This window comes from Bariatricus sp. TF06-38A (genome assembly GCF_027690675.1).
Lineage (GTDB): Bacteria > Bacillota > Clostridia > Lachnospirales > Lachnospiraceae > Allocoprococcus > Allocoprococcus comes.
Map to the genome: position 1 here is coordinate 62,184 of NZ_JAQFCE010000017.1, position 16,130 is coordinate 78,313.

Annotated in this window: 16 protein-coding genes; 14 read left to right on the plus strand and 2 right to left on the minus strand. The window is 41.3% G+C overall.

Annotation, left to right across the window (positions count from 1 at the left end; all coding sequences use genetic code 11):
* Positions 1-34: 34 nt before the first annotated feature.
* Both PG418_RS12810 and PG418_RS12815 read right to left on the minus strand, forming a co-directional pair.
* On the minus strand, positions 35-595 hold the full coding sequence (locus PG418_RS12810; RefSeq protein WP_008374533.1) for a TetR/AcrR family transcriptional regulator C-terminal domain-containing protein: 561 nt from the start codon (positions 593-595) through the stop codon (positions 35-37).
* Between the two features lie 12 nt (positions 596-607).
* Complete coding sequence (locus PG418_RS12815) at positions 608-1,957, minus strand: MATE family efflux transporter (RefSeq protein WP_173690276.1); 1,350 nt, start codon at positions 1,955-1,957, stop codon at positions 608-610.
* Positions 1,958-2,133: 176 nt separating this feature from the next.
* Here PG418_RS12815 and PG418_RS12820 point away from each other — a divergent pair, with 176 nt between their 5' ends.
* From PG418_RS12820 to PG418_RS12885, 14 genes are all read left to right on the plus strand, one after another.
* Complete coding sequence (locus PG418_RS12820; protein ID WP_498837483.1) at positions 2,134-2,871, plus strand: peptidylprolyl isomerase; 738 nt, start codon at positions 2,134-2,136, stop codon at positions 2,869-2,871.
* 226 nt (positions 2,872-3,097) lie between these two features.
* A complete protein-coding gene (locus PG418_RS12825) occupies positions 3,098-3,937 on the plus strand; it encodes a C39 family peptidase (protein ID WP_022220930.1) in 840 nt (279 codons plus the stop codon).
* Positions 3,938-4,166: 229 nt separating this feature from the next.
* On the plus strand, positions 4,167-5,075 hold the full coding sequence (locus tag PG418_RS12830; RefSeq protein ID WP_498837484.1) for a trans-4-hydroxy-L-proline dehydratase activase: 909 nt from the start codon (positions 4,167-4,169) through the stop codon (positions 5,073-5,075).
* Positions 5,076-5,079: 4 nt separating this feature from the next.
* Positions 5,080-7,452 (plus strand): trans-4-hydroxy-L-proline dehydratase, encoded by a 2,373-nt coding sequence (gene hypD, locus PG418_RS12835; RefSeq protein ID WP_498837485.1) that lies wholly within the window; start codon positions 5,080-5,082, stop codon positions 7,450-7,452.
* A gap of 187 nt (positions 7,453-7,639) precedes the next feature.
* On the plus strand, positions 7,640-8,056 hold the full coding sequence (locus PG418_RS12840; RefSeq protein WP_195509462.1) for a Fur family transcriptional regulator: 417 nt from the start codon (positions 7,640-7,642) through the stop codon (positions 8,054-8,056).
* 42 nt (positions 8,057-8,098) lie between these two features.
* Positions 8,099-8,398 carry a hypothetical protein gene (locus PG418_RS12845; protein WP_008374540.1) on the plus strand — a complete coding sequence of 100 codons (300 nt, stop codon included), beginning with the start codon at positions 8,099-8,101 and terminating at the stop codon, positions 8,396-8,398.
* A 93-nt stretch (positions 8,399-8,491) separates the two neighbouring features.
* Positions 8,492-8,722 (plus strand): metal ABC transporter substrate-binding protein, encoded by a 231-nt coding sequence (locus PG418_RS12850; RefSeq protein ID WP_008374541.1) that lies wholly within the window; start codon positions 8,492-8,494, stop codon positions 8,720-8,722.
* A complete protein-coding gene (locus tag PG418_RS12855; RefSeq protein ID WP_173687081.1) occupies positions 8,703-8,864 on the plus strand; it encodes a hypothetical protein in 162 nt (53 codons plus the stop codon). The genes PG418_RS12850 and PG418_RS12855 overlap by 20 nt, the downstream gene beginning before the upstream one ends.
* A 32-nt stretch (positions 8,865-8,896) precedes the next feature.
* Positions 8,897-9,979: a YibE/F family protein gene (locus tag PG418_RS12860; protein WP_055157331.1), complete on the plus strand. Its 1,083-nt coding sequence runs from the start codon at positions 8,897-8,899 to the stop codon at positions 9,977-9,979.
* Entirely contained in the window at positions 9,973-10,743 is a 771-nt protein-coding gene (locus PG418_RS12865) for a YibE/F family protein (RefSeq protein WP_055246697.1), read from the plus strand. Before PG418_RS12860 ends, PG418_RS12865 begins: the two co-directional genes overlap by 7 nt.
* A gap of 126 nt (positions 10,744-10,869) precedes the next feature.
* Positions 10,870-11,337, plus strand: coding sequence for a MarR family winged helix-turn-helix transcriptional regulator (locus PG418_RS12870; RefSeq protein ID WP_022220303.1), 468 nt, complete (start codon positions 10,870-10,872; stop codon positions 11,335-11,337).
* Positions 11,334-13,085 (plus strand): ABC transporter ATP-binding protein, encoded by a 1,752-nt coding sequence (locus tag PG418_RS12875; RefSeq protein WP_498837486.1) that lies wholly within the window; start codon positions 11,334-11,336, stop codon positions 13,083-13,085. The genes PG418_RS12870 and PG418_RS12875 overlap by 4 nt, the downstream gene beginning before the upstream one ends.
* The gene (locus tag PG418_RS12880) at positions 13,085-14,980 is read left to right on the plus strand and encodes an ABC transporter ATP-binding protein (protein ID WP_498837487.1); all 1,896 of its coding nucleotides are present in this window, start codon (positions 13,085-13,087) and stop codon (positions 14,978-14,980) included. The genes PG418_RS12875 and PG418_RS12880 overlap by 1 nt, the downstream gene beginning before the upstream one ends.
* A 160-nt stretch (positions 14,981-15,140) precedes the next feature.
* The gene (locus PG418_RS12885; protein ID WP_055157237.1) at positions 15,141-16,016 is read left to right on the plus strand and encodes a YitT family protein; all 876 of its coding nucleotides are present in this window, start codon (positions 15,141-15,143) and stop codon (positions 16,014-16,016) included.
* Positions 16,017-16,130: the final 114 nt, after the last annotated feature.

A 16,130-nucleotide genomic window follows, 5' to 3' on the forward strand; every position in this document is an offset into this window, starting at 1 on the left:
CAGAATATGAAAAGTGTAACATTTATACAAAAGCTTAAGACAAAATATGCAAATCAGTGAAGAGTTGCACAAGTTTTTCCGGCATGCCAAGTACCAGTTGTTTTGCAAGCTGCGCAGGCGGAAATTTCATTCCGCCAAGCAGCCATTTGACAGTCATGTAAATCGAGCCACGGCAGTACATCTCTAAAAGAAATGAAGTTTCTGCATCCGGGCGTCTTCCGGTTTTCTGGAAAATAAGGTTTGAATAGAATTCCAGAATCAGTTCAAAATCATGTTCTTTTAAAGAGTTCTGATCGTCAGAGCGGAATGCTGCAGCGAAAAACAGGTGCTCTTCCTTTAAATATTCAAATTTTTTGACCAGTCCGTCATAAACAGTGGTACCTTCTCCCATATGTTCAAATGATTTTAGAAGAAGTTTGTCAAAATACCAGTTGATCAGATCGTATTTATCAAGAAAATTGCGGTAAAAGGTCTGGCGTGTGACGCCGCAGACTTCCACAATCTGGCGGATGGTGATATCATCGACAGAAGTGGTCTTCATGCAGGTTTTCATTGCTTCGGCGAGCCGGTATTTGGTAGATTCGGATTTGGCCATGTTCAATTCTCCTTAATCGTAGGCATGTTTTTTTCTATATAAGTAGTACGGTATGATCAAAGCTGTGGTAGTGATCCAGGAAATCGGATAACTAAGCATTACACAGGTTGTGGTATGGTGTGCCGGTAAGACAAACATAATCCACGGAATACGGATCAGACATACGCCGCCAAGTGTGATCAGTGTCGGCAGCAGGACATCGCCGGTTCCGCGAAGTGCACCGGAGAGAACTTCAATAAATACATAAATAGTGTAGCACGGTGCCATAAAACGCAGCATATCAATACCGATATTGATCACATTTTGATCTGTCGTAAAAATTGAGAACAGTGGGCGGCAGAAGATGGCTAAAAACAGCACGATCCCTCCGCACACAGCCACAGCCATTGCAAGGCAGATACGGACACTTTTGAAAATACGTTCTTTTTTACCTGCTCCATAATTTTGTCCGGCAAAGGTTGTGATCGCAATTCCGAATGCTCCGTTGACTGTCCAGAAAAGCGCATCCAGTTTACCAAAAGAAGCCCATGCAGCGGCAGTATCGGTTCCGAAACCATTGATTGCTGCCTGAATAATGATATTGGTAATACTGTACATAAATGCCTGCAGTGCACTTGGAATACCGATGCGGAATTCCATACGCAGCTTCAAAAGGTCTATGTGTAGTTTGCTCAGATAAAGCTTGCAGTCATCATATTTTTTCATCAGTGCATTGGTGACAAGGATTGCACTTACTGCCTGTGAAATAATGGTTGCGATAGCGGCTCCGACAATTCCCATATCAAATACGATTACCAGTACCAGATCGAGGATGATGTTTAGAAAACAACAGACGATCAGGTAATATAGTGGTCTGCGGGAATCACCGATGGAGCGCATGATGGCTGAGCCTATATTAAAGATCAAGGTACCGAAAATACCTAAAAAGTAAATCCGCAGATAAAGAATAGAATCCGCAAGTGTATCTGCAGGTGTATCGATGAGCTTCAAAAGAAATGGTGTTAAGGCCCATCCGAGTATTGTAAATACAATACTGAGAATAGCGGAAAAAGCATAGGCGGTATGCAGACTCTTTTGCAGATTCCGCTCATCCTTTGCACCATAAAACTGGGAAACAATTACAGATGCACCGCTTGCAAGTCCCGTAAAACATCCGATGATCAGATTGGAAAGAACGGCAGAAGATCCCCCGACTGCGGCAAGTGCGCCCTTTCCGACAAAACGACCGACGATGACAGCATCTACGGTGTTATAAAGCTGTTGAAACAAAGTTCCAACTACAATAGGAAAGAAAAAAATCAATAATTGCTTCCAGATAACTCCTTCGGTAATCTGATTGGTTTTTGTACTTTCGTTTGACATGTTAATAACCTCCAATGAAAAAACTAAAAAAACATACCTAAACGAAGTATAACATGAAGTCGAAAGAAAAGATATCAGATGAAGAGAAGTTTCATAGAAATAAAACCAACTTTGACTAACACCGTATGAAATGGTACAATTGAAACACTACGAGAAAAAAGGAGTACAAAGAAATTATGGAAAAAACAGTTGAAGCAGTAATCTGCGGACATGAAATTACATCAGCAGAGGTAGATGCATTTATCGCAAGCCTTCCGAGAGAACAGCAGGTATACGCATCCCATCCGGATTTCCGCAAACAGTGTGTTGATCAGCTGATCGCAGTTTATGCACTTGCAAAATATGGTGAAGAAGAAAAGTTAGACGAGACAGAAAAGTTTAAAGCAATTCTGGAAAATGCAAGAAAAGATATCCTTGCACAGATGGCGATCGGCAAGATTTTTGAGGGAATCACAATTTCAGATGAAGAGATCAGAGAATATTTTGAAGCAAACAAAGCAAGATTTGCAAAAGGAGCATCTGTTCATGCAAAACATATTCTGGTTGATTCCGAAGACAAATGTAACAAACTACTTGAATCCATCGTAAGTGGAGGGAAAGCATTTGAGGATGTTGCAAAAGAATCTTCTACCTGCCCGTCAGGAGCAAACGGTGGAGACCTTGGCGAATTCGGAAAAGGACAGATGGTCAAAGAATTCGAAGATGCCGCATTTGCAGCAGAAATCGGACATGTGGTTGGACCGGTCAAGACACAGTTTGGATACCATCTGATCAAAGTGGAAGATAAGAAAGAACCCGAAGATGCGAAGCTTGATGATGTAAAAGAGCAGATTAAGAGTGAGATCATGCAGAAAAAGCAGCAGGAGGCTTATACCGCGAAGGTGGAAGCACTGAAGAAGAAATATATGGCATAGTATTTGCCAGGATTTCATTCGATTGATAAAAAACAGCAGGACAGATTAATTTTTATCGGATCTGCACCCATTGCGCAGGCAATCCTTCTATCTGGAATTACTTGTGCTGCCAACTCTCATTTATGAAATATTTGTGAAAACTCCCCCGCAGATTTGACGAAACACGAAAAAAGTTGTAGTATATATGACGGAATTGTTACAGAAGTGTTAAGAAACGGAGGTACGGATGCAGATTCGCAGTGCAGCAAAATGGATCGCAGCGGCAGCAGGGATACTGGTTGGCGCCGTTATCGTAGGATTTACATTAAAAGATACTACATATATAGAAGCAAAATTAGAACAGATCAAAGGAGCAAGACAGTCTGTTACAGCAGTGGAGAAAACGACAGCAAAGACGCAGAAGATAAAAAATGCGGAAATAGTGAAAGAGACACCCCTTCCGGAGAGTAGCTGTATTTCTGATTTTGCATTTACAGGACAGATGCCGGAGCTTCCTACTGGATGTGAGATCACATCTCTTACAATGGCTTTGAATTATTATGGATATTCTGCAGATAAGATGGCAATGGCACTCGAATATTTACCGACAGTTGGATGGACCAACACTTATTACGGAGACAATGAAACTTTATATGGAAATGATATTTACAATTATTTTATAGGAAATCCACAGTCAGAGACGGATGGATTAAGCTGCGGAGCGGGAGCAATCGTGACGGCAGCAGATGGCTATCTTGCAGATAATGGAAATGCAATGAAAGCAGAGGACGAGACAGGATCAGAGCCGGAACAGCTGTATCGTTTTGTAAGTGAAGGAACCCCCGTGGTTGTATGGGGAACAATTGGTATGGAAGAACGTCAGATAATGGAAAGCTGGAATACGGAAGATGGAAGAGAAGCCAGCTGGGCGATGAACGATCATTGTGTTGTACTGATCGGATACAGTGTAGACAGTGTGACTGTTGCAGACCCGATCGAAGGGATTGTGAGCTATGACAGAGCACAGTTTGAATCGGCTTTTCGTTCCAGAGGTAATCAGTGTGTGATTTTGAAGAATGTACAATAGAGAAGTGGGAGGTACTTTGCAGATAAAAACAGTCTGTGAAGTATCTCTTCTTTATATATGTGATGAGCTGAGTGCAGAGTTTCGTCTGCTTAAGGAAAGAAGATCAGGATTGTAAAAATATTTCAGAAGAAGTTTGCCAAAGGATTGACAATTTTTTGTTTTTTTGGTATCTTTAGACTATGGTACAAACGTTAGTCTAAAAAGAAAAATGACAAGAAGGAGAGCTACCATGAATTTAGTAACGAATATTCAGAAGTATTCGATCCATGACGGAGATGGAATCCGTACTACTGTATTTTTTAAAGGATGTCCATTAAAGTGCGAGTGGTGTCACAACCCTGAGACACAGCGTTTTGAGAGAGAACTTCAGTGTGATAAAGAAAAGTGCGTCGGATGTGGAACCTGTGCGAAGGTCTGTCCGAACGGTGCCATCACGATGGTAGATGGAAAGCCGGAGCTTGACAAAGAGAAATGTCAGCTTTGCGGAAAATGCGATAATTTCTGCCCACAGGGCATTCGGGAGATCGTAGGGCAGGAGTATCCGGTAAAGGAACTGGTTAAAGAGCTGATGAAAGACCGGATGTTTTATGAACAGTCCGGCGGTGGAGTCACACTTTCCGGTGGGGAAGTGATGGCGATGTCAACGGATTATATTTTACAGATCGCGAAAGCACTTAAAAAAGAAGAAATTTCGCTTACCATTGACACCTGCGGATATGTTTCGTATGATAAATTTGAAGCAATTTTACCGTATGTAGATACGTTTTTATATGACGTCAAAGTGATGGATCCGGAATTACATAAAAAGTATATCGGAGTTGACAATAAGCTGATCCTGGATAACCTGGTGAAGCTTTCAGATGCAGGGGCAAGGATTTACATCCGAATCCCGACGATCAAAGAAGTGAACGGCAATGTGCAGAACATGGAAGATACCATTCATTTTCTGAAGAAACACGGCATTCACCCGGCACAGGTTAATCTGCTGCCTTACCATAATACAGGAAGCAGTAAATATCCGAAGCTGGGTATGGAATACAAGGGAACTGATTTATATGCACCGGAAAAAGAAGAGATGGAAAGTTTTGTAAAGCTTTTTCAGGATGCAGGATATACCAACACAAAAATAGGAGGATAAGAAAATGGCAAGAGGCATGAATGAAAGAATTCAGAAGCTGAGAGAACTGAGTGTTACAACACCGGTTCACATTGATCTCGAAAGAGCAAGAATCGAGACAGATTTTTACAGAAAAAATGATGGAAAATATTCGATTCCGGTTATGAGAGCCATGGTATTAAAAGAATATTTTTCAAAGAAGACACTTTATCTGGGAGGCGGTGAGCTGATCGTTGGTGAAAAAGGAAAAGATCCACAGGCTTCTCCTACATTCCCGGAACTTTGCTGCCACAGCAAAGAAGATATGGTAGTTATGAGTGAACGTGACCTCGTATCTTTCCATACAACAGAAGAAGATCGTGAGATCCAGGAGAAGGAAATCATTCCTTACTGGTCAGGACGAAGCATGAGAGAGAAGATCCTTGCAGCTATGACTCCGGAATGGAATGACTGCTATTCAGCAGGTATGTTCACAGAGTTTATGGAGCAGAGAGGACCTGGACATACATGCGGTGGTGAACAGAACTTTAAAGTTGGATATCTGGAATACAAAGAAAAGATCAAAAAGACTATGGATGCGCTGGATTTCATGAATGATCCGGAAGCTACCGATAAAATGGAAGAACTCAAAGCGATGGATATTGCATGTGATGCAGTAATCATCCTTGGTGAGAGATATCACAAACTGGCTCTTGAAATGGCAGAAAAAGAAGCAGATCCTACTCGTAAGAAAGAATTAGAGCAGATCGCAGCCAACCTGGAAGTTGTACCGGCTCACAAACCGCAGACCTTCTGGCAGGCAATCCAGTTATACTGGTTTACACATCTTGCAGTTACAACAGAACTGAACCCATGGGATGCATTCAGTCCAGGACGTCTGGATCAGCATCTGATTTCTTATTATGAAGCAGATACAGAAGCAGGAATCCTTGATGACGAGAAAGCAAAAGAACTGCTTGAATGCTTATGGATCAAATTCTACAACCAGCCGGCACCGGTTAAGGTTGGTATTACCTTAAAAGAAAGTGCTACTTATGTAGACTTTGCGAATATCAATACAGGTGGAGTTACACCAGATGGTAAAGACGGTGTAAATGCAGTCAGCTACCTGATCCTTGACTGTATGGATGAGATGAAGCTTGTACAGCCGAACTCTAATGTAACCATCAGCAAGAAAACACCGGCACGTTTCCTTAAGAGAGCATGCGAAATCTCAAGAAAAGGATGGGGACAGCCAGCATTTTATAATACAGAAGCCCAGATCATGGAACTTGTCAATGCAGGTAAATCTCTGGAAGATGCCCGTCGTGGTGGATCTTCAGGTTGTGTAGAGACAGGAGCATGGGGAAGTGAAGCATATATCCTGACCGGTTATATGAATATTCCGAAGATTTTCCAGCTGACTCTTTACAACGGTTATGATGCAATGTCAGGCAAACAGCTCGGACTGAAGCTTGGTTATGCAAAAGACTTTAAGACATTTGATGAACTGTGGAATGCATTCAAGAAACAGATGAAGCATTTCATCGATATCAAGATCCGTGGAAACAATGTAATCGAGAGATTATATGCAGAAAACATGCCGGCACCGTGTCTTTCCGTTGTAACAAACGACTGCATCAGTAATGCAAAAGACTACAATGCAGGTGGAGCAAGATACAACACCAACTACATTCAGGGTGTTGGTATTGGAACTGTTACAGACTGTATCGCAGCTGTTAAATACAATGTATATGATAAGAAGAACTTCACAATGGAAGAACTGATCGAAGCAATGGATCATAACTTTGAAGGATACGATGCAATCTATCGTATGGTACACGATAAGACACCAAAATATGGTAATGATGATGACTACGCAGATGATCTGATGCAGGACGTATTCTATCTGTATCATGACCTGATCACAGGACGTCCGACTATGAGAGGCGGAAAATACGGAGTCGATATGCTTCCTACAACCTGCCATGTTTACTTCGGAGATGTGATCGGAGCAACAGCTAACGGACGTAAAGCACATATCCCGGTTTCAGAAGGTATTTCACCGGAGAAATCCGCAGATGTGAACGGACCGACAGCAGTTATCAAATCCTGCGCTAAGATGGATCATCTTGCTACAGCAGGAACACTTCTGAATCAGAAGTTTACACCGGACGTTGTAGCAGGAGAGAAGGGTCTTGACAATATGGCAAGTCTGATCCGCAGCTACTTTGCAATGGATGGACATCATGTACAGTTCAACGTTATCGACAGAAAGACTCTGCAGGAAGCGCAGAAGCATCCAGAAGATTACAGAGATCTGATCGTGCGTGTTGCAGGATACAGTGATTTCTTCCGTAACTTAAGCAAACCGCTTCAGGATGAGATCATCAACCGTACAGAGCAGTCATTCGAATAGAAAATAACCAGAGAAATTGAAAAAGGTTAAATAAAGGAAGAGGCAGGAGCACCGCAATGCAGAGAGTAATCTGTGTGTGGTGCTTCTGTTTTTTTTGAACAATGAAAAACATTTTCAAATTTCATTGACATATAAAAATAATGTGATAAAATGAAAACGATTTTCAAATTGAAGGGAGGAGGTCAGTATGGCAAAAGCACCATATAAAACAAAACAAATGACCGAAATACTTACCTTCCTGAAATCGGTACAGGGAAGACATGTTACAGTGAATGAAATCTGCGATTTTTTCAGGGAAAAAGGGATTTCCGTCGGAACCACGACCATTTACCGTCATCTGGAGAAGATGGTGAAAGAAGGTCTGGTCGCGAAGTATGTAATAGACGGTTCGAGCAGTGCCTGTTTTGAATATATCGGAGATCATGGGGAAGAATATGAAAACTGCTATCATTGTAAATGTGAGAAATGTGGAAAGCTGATCCATTTACAGTGCAATGAGATAGAAAGCTTAAAACAGCATATGCAGCAGCATCATGATTTTCAGATGGATCCGCATCGTACTGTGTTTTACGGAATCTGCGGTGAATGCAGTAAGAAAGAATAAATAAAATTTATTAACAGATGAAATCTGGGAAAGGAGAAGGAGATGGATACAGGAAAGAAAAAAAGTATGGCAGCGGTTATATGTATTTTTCTTATATTTGTAACCTTTGCTTCTCTTTTTTATGTTGCCAGAGAGGAAGATCATAACTGTACGGGAAAGGACTGCCCGATCTGTGCCTGCGTTCATCAGGCAAAGCAGGTCCTTCGGAATCTGGGAACAACACCTGCAGTAGGATTTTTTGTCAGTCCGGTGATCTTTATCGCAGAAACTGTTATTTTGCCGGGGTTCTGGATCATTTTGTCGATTTCGTTAGTTCATCAAAAGGTAAGATTAAATGATTGAATAAAACTTTTTATAAAGCAGAAAGGGTATGAAAAGTCATACCTTTCCTTTGGATATGATGAGCATGTATGGCTGTCTGTAAAAAATGCAGAAGTGCTGAGTAAGGAAATTGCAGACGCGCTGGAAAAAGCAGACCCGGATCATAAGGATATTTATCAGGAGAATGCATCTGCATACAGTGAAAAGCTGAAAGACCTGGATGCTAAGTATCAGGAAGTTGTTGATGGCGCGTCACAGAAAACACTGCTGTTTGGTGATCGTTTTCCATTCCGTTATCTGGTAGATGATTATGGATTAAGCTATTATGCTGCATTTGTCGGATGAAGATTATCTGGAACAGGAAACAGAAATTATCGTTCAGGGAACGTTCGAGACATATAAAGAACCAAATGATGAGACTTTGTATTGCAGGATCACAGATGCGGATATGCAGATAAAAAATAAGAAGAGAAAAGATGGATCATGAAGGAATACGGGAAAAAGATTAGCAGATATTTGATGAAAAACAAAAAAGGAAGATTTTATTGTGTGGCAGGTGTGTTGTATCTGCTGGCAATTCTGTTTGTCATGAATGATGCCTGGCTGTATCAGACACCGATCGTGAAAGTGACAAAAGTGGTGACAATTGTAGAAGGGAAAAGCAAAAGTACACGTGGAACAGAAGAAACGAAATATAAGCAGAGTCTTTATGGCAAAATCATAAACGGAGAAGACAAAGGAAAAGAAGTCCGGATTGCCAATGAATACACAACAACAGAAATGGCTGACCAAAAATACCATAAAGGTGACCGGGTGTTTTATAAGGGATCATCGATCATTGGAGTAAAGCGGGATACGATGCTGGTTGTTATGCTTGGCTTCCTTGCACTTCTGCTCCTTGGGATTGCCGGACGGCAGGGCGGTTTGACGATCATAACAGCAATGATGAATATCCTGATTTTTGTGATCGGTTTCTGGACGGCGGATGACACATCGGAAATTCTAAGTGTATGTAGCAGACTGATCCTTTTTTTTGCAGTGGTAACGCTTGTTGGATTAAATGGAATCCACAGGAAAACTTTTGCCGCATTATTGACAACACTATGTGTCCTGCTTATGATCATGGGGATATTTGATCTTGTTATGCAGCATATGGAAGAACTGGATTATTCGACGATGGAATATCTGGGCAGTATTGATAATCCGGATGAAATTTTCCATGCAGAGATCCTGTTGTCAGGACTCGGTGCCATCATGGATGTGGCGGTTGCCATATCGGTGGCTTTAAGCGAGATTGTTGAGCAGAAACCGGAAGTAAAATTTGTGGAACTTTTCCGTTCGGGCAGAGAGATCGGATATGACATTATGGGAACAATGATCAATGTGCTGTTGTTTGTGTTTGGCTGCGGTCTGATCCCTACATGTTTGATCCGGATGAACAATGAGGTGCGTTTTGTTACCATTGTAAAATTGCATATTCCATGTGAATTATGCCGTTTCTTTGTAGAAAGTATCGGAATTGTACTGGCGATCCCAGTGTCTATTTTCATAACAGCAGTTATGATGAAACTATCTGTGAAAAAGAGGGAAAAAAGATGTTGATCATATTGGGACTGATTCTAATGATAGTAATAGTGCTTGTTGGAGGGGACAGAGGCGCCATGTCTCTGATCGCTCTGGCGGGAAATATTTTGTGCCTGAGTCTTGCAATCTGGCTTTATGCCGTCGGAGCACCCGTGTTTCTGGTTACTGCCGGTGCAGGAATTTTAATTTCCTGTATCACTTTGTTTTATCAAAATGGGACGAATATTAAAACCTGGAGTGCATTTCTTGCGGTTGCAATTACAATGTGTGTGTTATTTGCATTTATTTATCTGGTCGTATGGAAAAGCGGGGCGGGAGGCTTGAATGAGATCCAGGCAGCCGGAGAAGATGTTTTCTATTATAATATGAACCTGGATATCAGTATGCCCAAGGTTGCAACAGCCGTAATTGTACTCAGCACGTTAGGAGCTGTGATCGATATGGCACTGACAGTAACAACTTCCGTATATGAGGTGAAATGTCATAAGCCGGATATCAAAATGAACAAACTGGTTCAAAGTGGAATGAAGATTGGAAAAGATGTGATCGGAACAACGGTTAATACGTTATTGTTTGCATATCTGGGAGAATCGCTGTTGTTATTTGCGTATTTGAGAATGCAGAATTATTCCATTGAGTTGTTGCTTAACTCCAAAATTCTTTTTCAGAACTGTATTTCCATGATTTTTGGAGCAATTTCCTGCACAATGATAATGCCGGTTTCAGCGGTTTTGATCGCAAAAAACTGTGAGCTTTTTGATTGGATGGAAAATAGTAAATAGCAGGTTGACAGCAGGGAAATATCTGTGATAAACTTGTTTAGGATTAAACTGTTTACGAATGAACAATTTATTCGTGAACAGTTTTCTTTTTTTTGAAGAAGCAAAAAGTGGAAGGAGGAAAGTCATTTGTGTGAAGGATGTGAAGAGCGAATCCACGTAGGACATCAGGTGCACCGGATAGACCGTTCGATTTCAAAACTGCTGGAAATGCGTGTAAAAGAAGAAGGACTGGATGAGATTGCCCTGATGCATGGCTGGATCTTACGTTATCTATATGAACATCAGGATAAGGAAATTTATCAGAAAGATATAGAAAAGTATTTTGGTATCTGCCGTTCAGCGGTAACAAATATTATCCAGACTCTGGAGAAAAAAGGGTACATCTGCCGTGCATCGGTTGCAAATGATGCGCGTCTGAAAAAAGTAATGCTGACAGAAAAAGGACGGGAAAACCATGAAAAACTGGGAGAAATTTTTCAGAAAATGGATGCGCAGTTGGAAGAAGGCATTACAGAAGAAGAATTACATGCATTTATGCATGTGATCGATAAAGTTTATTACAATATGGAAAAAATGAAAGGAGAGAATTCATGATTCGGACTTTATTAAAAGAAGTAAAAGAATATAAAGCGGCATCGATCGCAACACCGTTTTTTATGATTCTGGAAGTATTGTTTGAGACATTGATTCCATTTCTGATGGCATCTATTATCGATAAGGGTGTCAATACCGGAGATATTCACCATATTTACAAAGTTGGTGGAATTATGATCGTGGCTGCATTTTGTGGCCTGCTTGCCGGAATGGCAGGAGGACGATACGGAGCAAAGGCTTCGACCGGGTTCGCGAAGAATTTGAGAAATAAGATGTTCGATCAGATCCAGACCTATTCGTTTGCAAATATTGATCATTTCAGTACAGCAGGTCTGGTTACACGTCTGACAACAGATGTGACCAATGTGCAGAATGCGTACCAGATGATGCTGCGTATGATGATGAGAGCACCGGCAAGTATGATCTGTGCAATGGTGATGGCATTTATGATCAATGCCAGACTGGCAAGTATTTACCTTGTGGCAGTTGTGATCCTGGGAGTGATCCTCTTCTTTATCATTCGTCATGCAACGGCTTATTTCCAGCAGGCATTTCCAAAATATGATGCTTTAAATGCATCCGTTCAGGAAAATGTATCTGCGATCCGTGTAGTAAAAGCATATGTAAGAGAAGAACAGGAAACAAGTAAATTTCAGTATGCAAGTAAGAATATTTACGATATTTTTGTAAGAGCAGAGAAAAATGTTATATGGAACTCACCGATCATGATGTTCACTGTTTATACCTGCATCATCCTGATCAGCTGGTTTGGTGCAAAGATGATCGTAGTGAAATCGTTGACAACAGGAGAGTTGATGAGTCTTCTTGCATACTGTATGAACATTCTGATGAGTCTGATGATGCTGTCTATGGTATTTGTCATGATTTCCATGAGTATGGCAAGTATGCGGCGTATAGCAGAAGTACTGGATGAAACCAGCGATATCCATAATCCGGAACATCCGCTTTATGAAGTGGCAGATGGAAGTATTTCATTTAAGAATGTAGATTTTGCTTACAAAAAAGGCAGTGCAGAGAAAGTCCTGAAGAATATCAATCTGGACATCCATTCCGGTGAGACGATTGGCATCATTGGAGGAACCGGAAGTGCGAAGACGAGTCTGGTGAATCTGATCAGTCGTCTGTATGACGTGACAGGCGGAGAAATCCTGGTTGGCGGAAAGAATGTCAAGGATTATGATCTGGAAGTACTGAGAAACCAGGTATCTGTTGTATTGCAGAAAAATGTACTGTTTACCGGAAGTATTCTGGATAACCTGCGCTGGGGAAACAAAGAGGCGACCGACGAAGAATGTATGGAAGCATGTCGGCTTGCATGTGCAGATGAATTCATTGAGCGTTTCCCGGATAAATATAATACCCACATTGAACAGGGAGGAAACAACGTATCCGGTGGTCAGAAGCAGAGACTGTGTATTGCAAGAGCACTGCTTAAGAAACCGAAGATCCTGATCCTGGATGACAGTACCAGTGCGGTAGATACTGCTACAGATGCGAAGATCCGCCGTGCATTCCGTGAAGAAATCCCGGATACAACAAAGCTGATCATTGCACAGCGTGTATCCAGTGTGCAGGATGCAGACCGTATCATCGTTATGGATGAAGGGCAGGTTCATGGATTTGGTACACACGAAGAATTGCTGAAGACCGATGAAATTTACCGCGAAGTATACGAATTGCAGACTCAGGGCAGAGGAGATTTTGATGAAAACGGAGGTGAAGCATAATGCCAAGACCGATGGGAAGACCACAGAATAAAGTGAAATATCCGGGGAAACTTTTGATGCGTCTGATAAACTACATTTTCCGTGATTATAAAATTCATTGTATTGCAGTATTTATCCTTATATTTGTAGGAGTTATCGCAAATGTGCAGGGAACGATGTTTACAAGAGATCTGATCGACAAATATATTACACCGTTCCTGCTGTCTGGCGGTACACCGAACTTTTCACCGCTTGCACATGCAATTGAAAGGGTTGCGGTATTTTACGGAATCGGAATCGTTGCGACTTACGCATATAACCGTATCATGATCAATGTGACACAGGGAATGATGATGAATATGCGTAATGAGCTGTTTGAACATATGGAAAAGCTGCCGATCAAATATTTTGATACCCATGCACATGGTGATATCATGTCAATTTACACGAACGATATCGATACCCTGCGGCAGATGGTCAGCCAGAGTATTCCGCAGATCATCAACAGCGGATTTACGATCATCAGTGTATTTGTCAGTATGTTGATCTTAAATATTCCACTTACGGTTGTGACGATGATCATGGTTGCAATTATGATATTTGGTACCAAGAAAGCCGCCGGACAGAGCGGGAAATATTTCCTGGAACAGCAGAAAAATCTTGGAAAAGTCAATGGTTATATTGAAGAAATGATGAATGGGCAGAAGGTTGTCAAGGTCTTCTGCCATGAGGAAGAAAGTAAGGCAGAATTTAAAGAACTGAATGAGGCACTTTTTGTAAGCGCAGACCGTGCGAATACCTATGCAAACTACCTCGGACCTTTGAATGCGCAGATCGGAAATATCAGTTATGTAGTCTGTGCGATTGTCGGAGGTGCCCTTGCGCTGAATGGTGTGGGAGGATTTACACTGGGTGCACTGGCAAGCTTTCTGACATTCAATAAAAGCTTTAGTATGCCGATCAACCAGGTCAGCCAGCAGATGAATGCTATTGTAATGGCACTTGCAGGAGCAGAGCGTATCTTTACCCTTCTGGATGAGAAAGTGGAAGTAGATGACGGGTATGTGACTCTGGTCAATGTGAAAAAAGAAAATGGAAAACTTATAGAATGTAAGGAACATACACGATGCTGGGCATGGAAGCATACACATCAGGCAGATGGTTCGGTAGATTATATTGAGCTTAAGGGAAATGTAGTATTTGATGGTGTGGATTTCGGGTACAATAATGATAAGATCGTGCTTCATGATGTGAAATTGTATGCAGAGCCAGGACAGAAAATTGCCTTTGTAGGTTCGACAGGAGCAGGAAAAACAACCATTACAAATCTGATTAACCGGTTTTATGATATTCAGGATGGAAAAATCCGCTACGATGGAATTAATATAAACAAGATTCGGAAAGCGGATCTGCGACGTTCCCTTGGAATTGTACTGCAGGATACACATCTGTTCACAGGAACGGTAAAAGACAATATCCGTTTTGGAAAACTGGATGCAACAGATGAAGAAATCTTTGCAGCAGCAGAATTGGCAAATGCAGATGGATTTATCCGCAGACTTCCGGAAGGATATGATACGGTCATCACCGGGGATGGGGCAAACTTAAGCCAGGGACAGAGACAGCTTCTTGCAATTGCCAGAGCAGCAGTTGCAGATCCGCCGGTACTGATCCTGGATGAGGCTACAAGCTCTATTGATACGCGTACTGAACGTATTATTCAGGAAAGCATGGACAGACTGATGCATGGACGTACTACGTTTGTGATCGCACACCGTCTGTCTACGGTTCGGAATTCCGACTGTATCATGGTTCTGGAACAGGGACGCATTATCGAAAGAGGTACCCATGACCAACTGATTTCAGAACAGGGAAAATATTATCAGTTGTACACCGGGAATGCAATTGCTGAATAAGATTCAAAAGACAGGATTCAATAAAATTTACATAAATTAAAAAATACTATCAATTTTTTTGTGCATACGCTATACTTGTATATATAGCACTGCAAGTCCTTCCGAGCAGAGAAGTAAAATAGCAGTTCTATAAAAATGTCATGATAGGGTAGGTTTGGGGATGAAAAAACAAATCAATTGCAAAGAAGTTGTATGGGAACTATTTACACTTACCGCTGCAGTGGCAATTATCGCTGCAGCGGTTTATTTCTTTCTGGTGCCGAGCCATGCATCGGTCAGCAGTATTTCCGGTCTTGGAATTATTCTTACGAATTTTATACCTTTACCGCTTTCAGTGATCACGATGGTCCTGAATGTTGTTCTTTTGATCATCGGATTCATAACATGTGGACGGGAATTTGGTACGAAAACCGTGTATACCAGTATCTTACTGCCGGTATTTATCGGTATTTTTGAACGGATTTTCCCGAATATTGGTTCCCTGACAAAAACCCAGGAACTGGATGTCCTCTGTTATGTTCTGGTAGTCAGTGTAGGACTCAGTATTCTCTTTAATATGAATGCTTCTTCCGGCGGACTTGATATTGTGGCTAAGATCATGAATAAATATCTGCACATCGAATTGGGGAAAGCCATGTCTTTAGCCGGTATGTGTGTGGCGCTTTCGGCAGCACTTGTATATGATAAGAAGACGGTGGTTTTAAGCGTCCTTGGTACTTATTTTAATGGGATGGTGGTAGACCATTTTATCTTCGGGCAGAATCTGAAACGAAGAGTATGTATTATTACAAAGTATGAAGAAGAACTTCGGAATTTCATTCTGCATGAGCTGCATAGTGGAGCAACCATTTATGATGCCATCGGAGCGTACAATTTAGATAAAAGACACGAGATTATTACGATCGTAGATAAAAATGAGTATCAGAAACTCATGAATTACATCAATAATCTTGATCCGAAGGCTTTCATCACAGTGTACACGGTGGCAGACATGAGATACCAGCAGAAGGTTTTGGAAAATGAAGAAAGAAGTTAGTGATCTACTCCATCAGGTTTGCAAATTGATAAATGTACAATATTCTGTTATAATAATGTACAAAGAGAGAAGGTCATTAACAGTTAAAGATAAATTATAAAATCATATAAGTAG

Bases quoted from the DNA above. Each gene is read 5' to 3' on its own strand.
- PG418_RS12810 (WP_008374533.1), bottom strand. From the start codon at position 595: ATGGCCAAATCCGAATCTACCAAATACCGGCTCGCCGAAGCAATGAAA.
- PG418_RS12815 (WP_173690276.1), bottom strand. From the start codon at position 1,957: ATGTCAAACGAAAGTACAAAAACCAATCAGATTACCGAAGGAGTTATC.
- PG418_RS12820 (WP_498837483.1), top strand. From the start codon at position 2,134: ATGGAAAAAACAGTTGAAGCAGTAATCTGCGGACATGAAATTACATCA.
- PG418_RS12825 (WP_022220930.1), top strand. From the start codon at position 3,098: ATGCAGATTCGCAGTGCAGCAAAATGGATCGCAGCGGCAGCAGGGATA.
- PG418_RS12830 (WP_498837484.1), top strand. From the start codon at position 4,167: ATGAATTTAGTAACGAATATTCAGAAGTATTCGATCCATGACGGAGAT.
- hypD (WP_498837485.1), top strand. From the start codon at position 5,080: ATGGCAAGAGGCATGAATGAAAGAATTCAGAAGCTGAGAGAACTGAGT.
- PG418_RS12840 (WP_195509462.1), top strand. From the start codon at position 7,640: ATGGCAAAAGCACCATATAAAACAAAACAAATGACCGAAATACTTACC.
- PG418_RS12845 (WP_008374540.1), top strand. From the start codon at position 8,099: ATGGATACAGGAAAGAAAAAAAGTATGGCAGCGGTTATATGTATTTTT.
- PG418_RS12855 (WP_173687081.1), top strand. From the start codon at position 8,703: ATGCTGCATTTGTCGGATGAAGATTATCTGGAACAGGAAACAGAAATT.
- PG418_RS12860 (WP_055157331.1), top strand. From the start codon at position 8,897: ATGAAAAACAAAAAAGGAAGATTTTATTGTGTGGCAGGTGTGTTGTAT.
- PG418_RS12865 (WP_055246697.1), top strand. From the start codon at position 9,973: ATGTTGATCATATTGGGACTGATTCTAATGATAGTAATAGTGCTTGTT.
- PG418_RS12875 (WP_498837486.1), top strand. From the start codon at position 11,334: ATGATTCGGACTTTATTAAAAGAAGTAAAAGAATATAAAGCGGCATCG.
- PG418_RS12880 (WP_498837487.1), top strand. From the start codon at position 13,085: ATGCCAAGACCGATGGGAAGACCACAGAATAAAGTGAAATATCCGGGG.
- PG418_RS12885 (WP_055157237.1), top strand. From the start codon at position 15,141: ATGAAAAAACAAATCAATTGCAAAGAAGTTGTATGGGAACTATTTACA.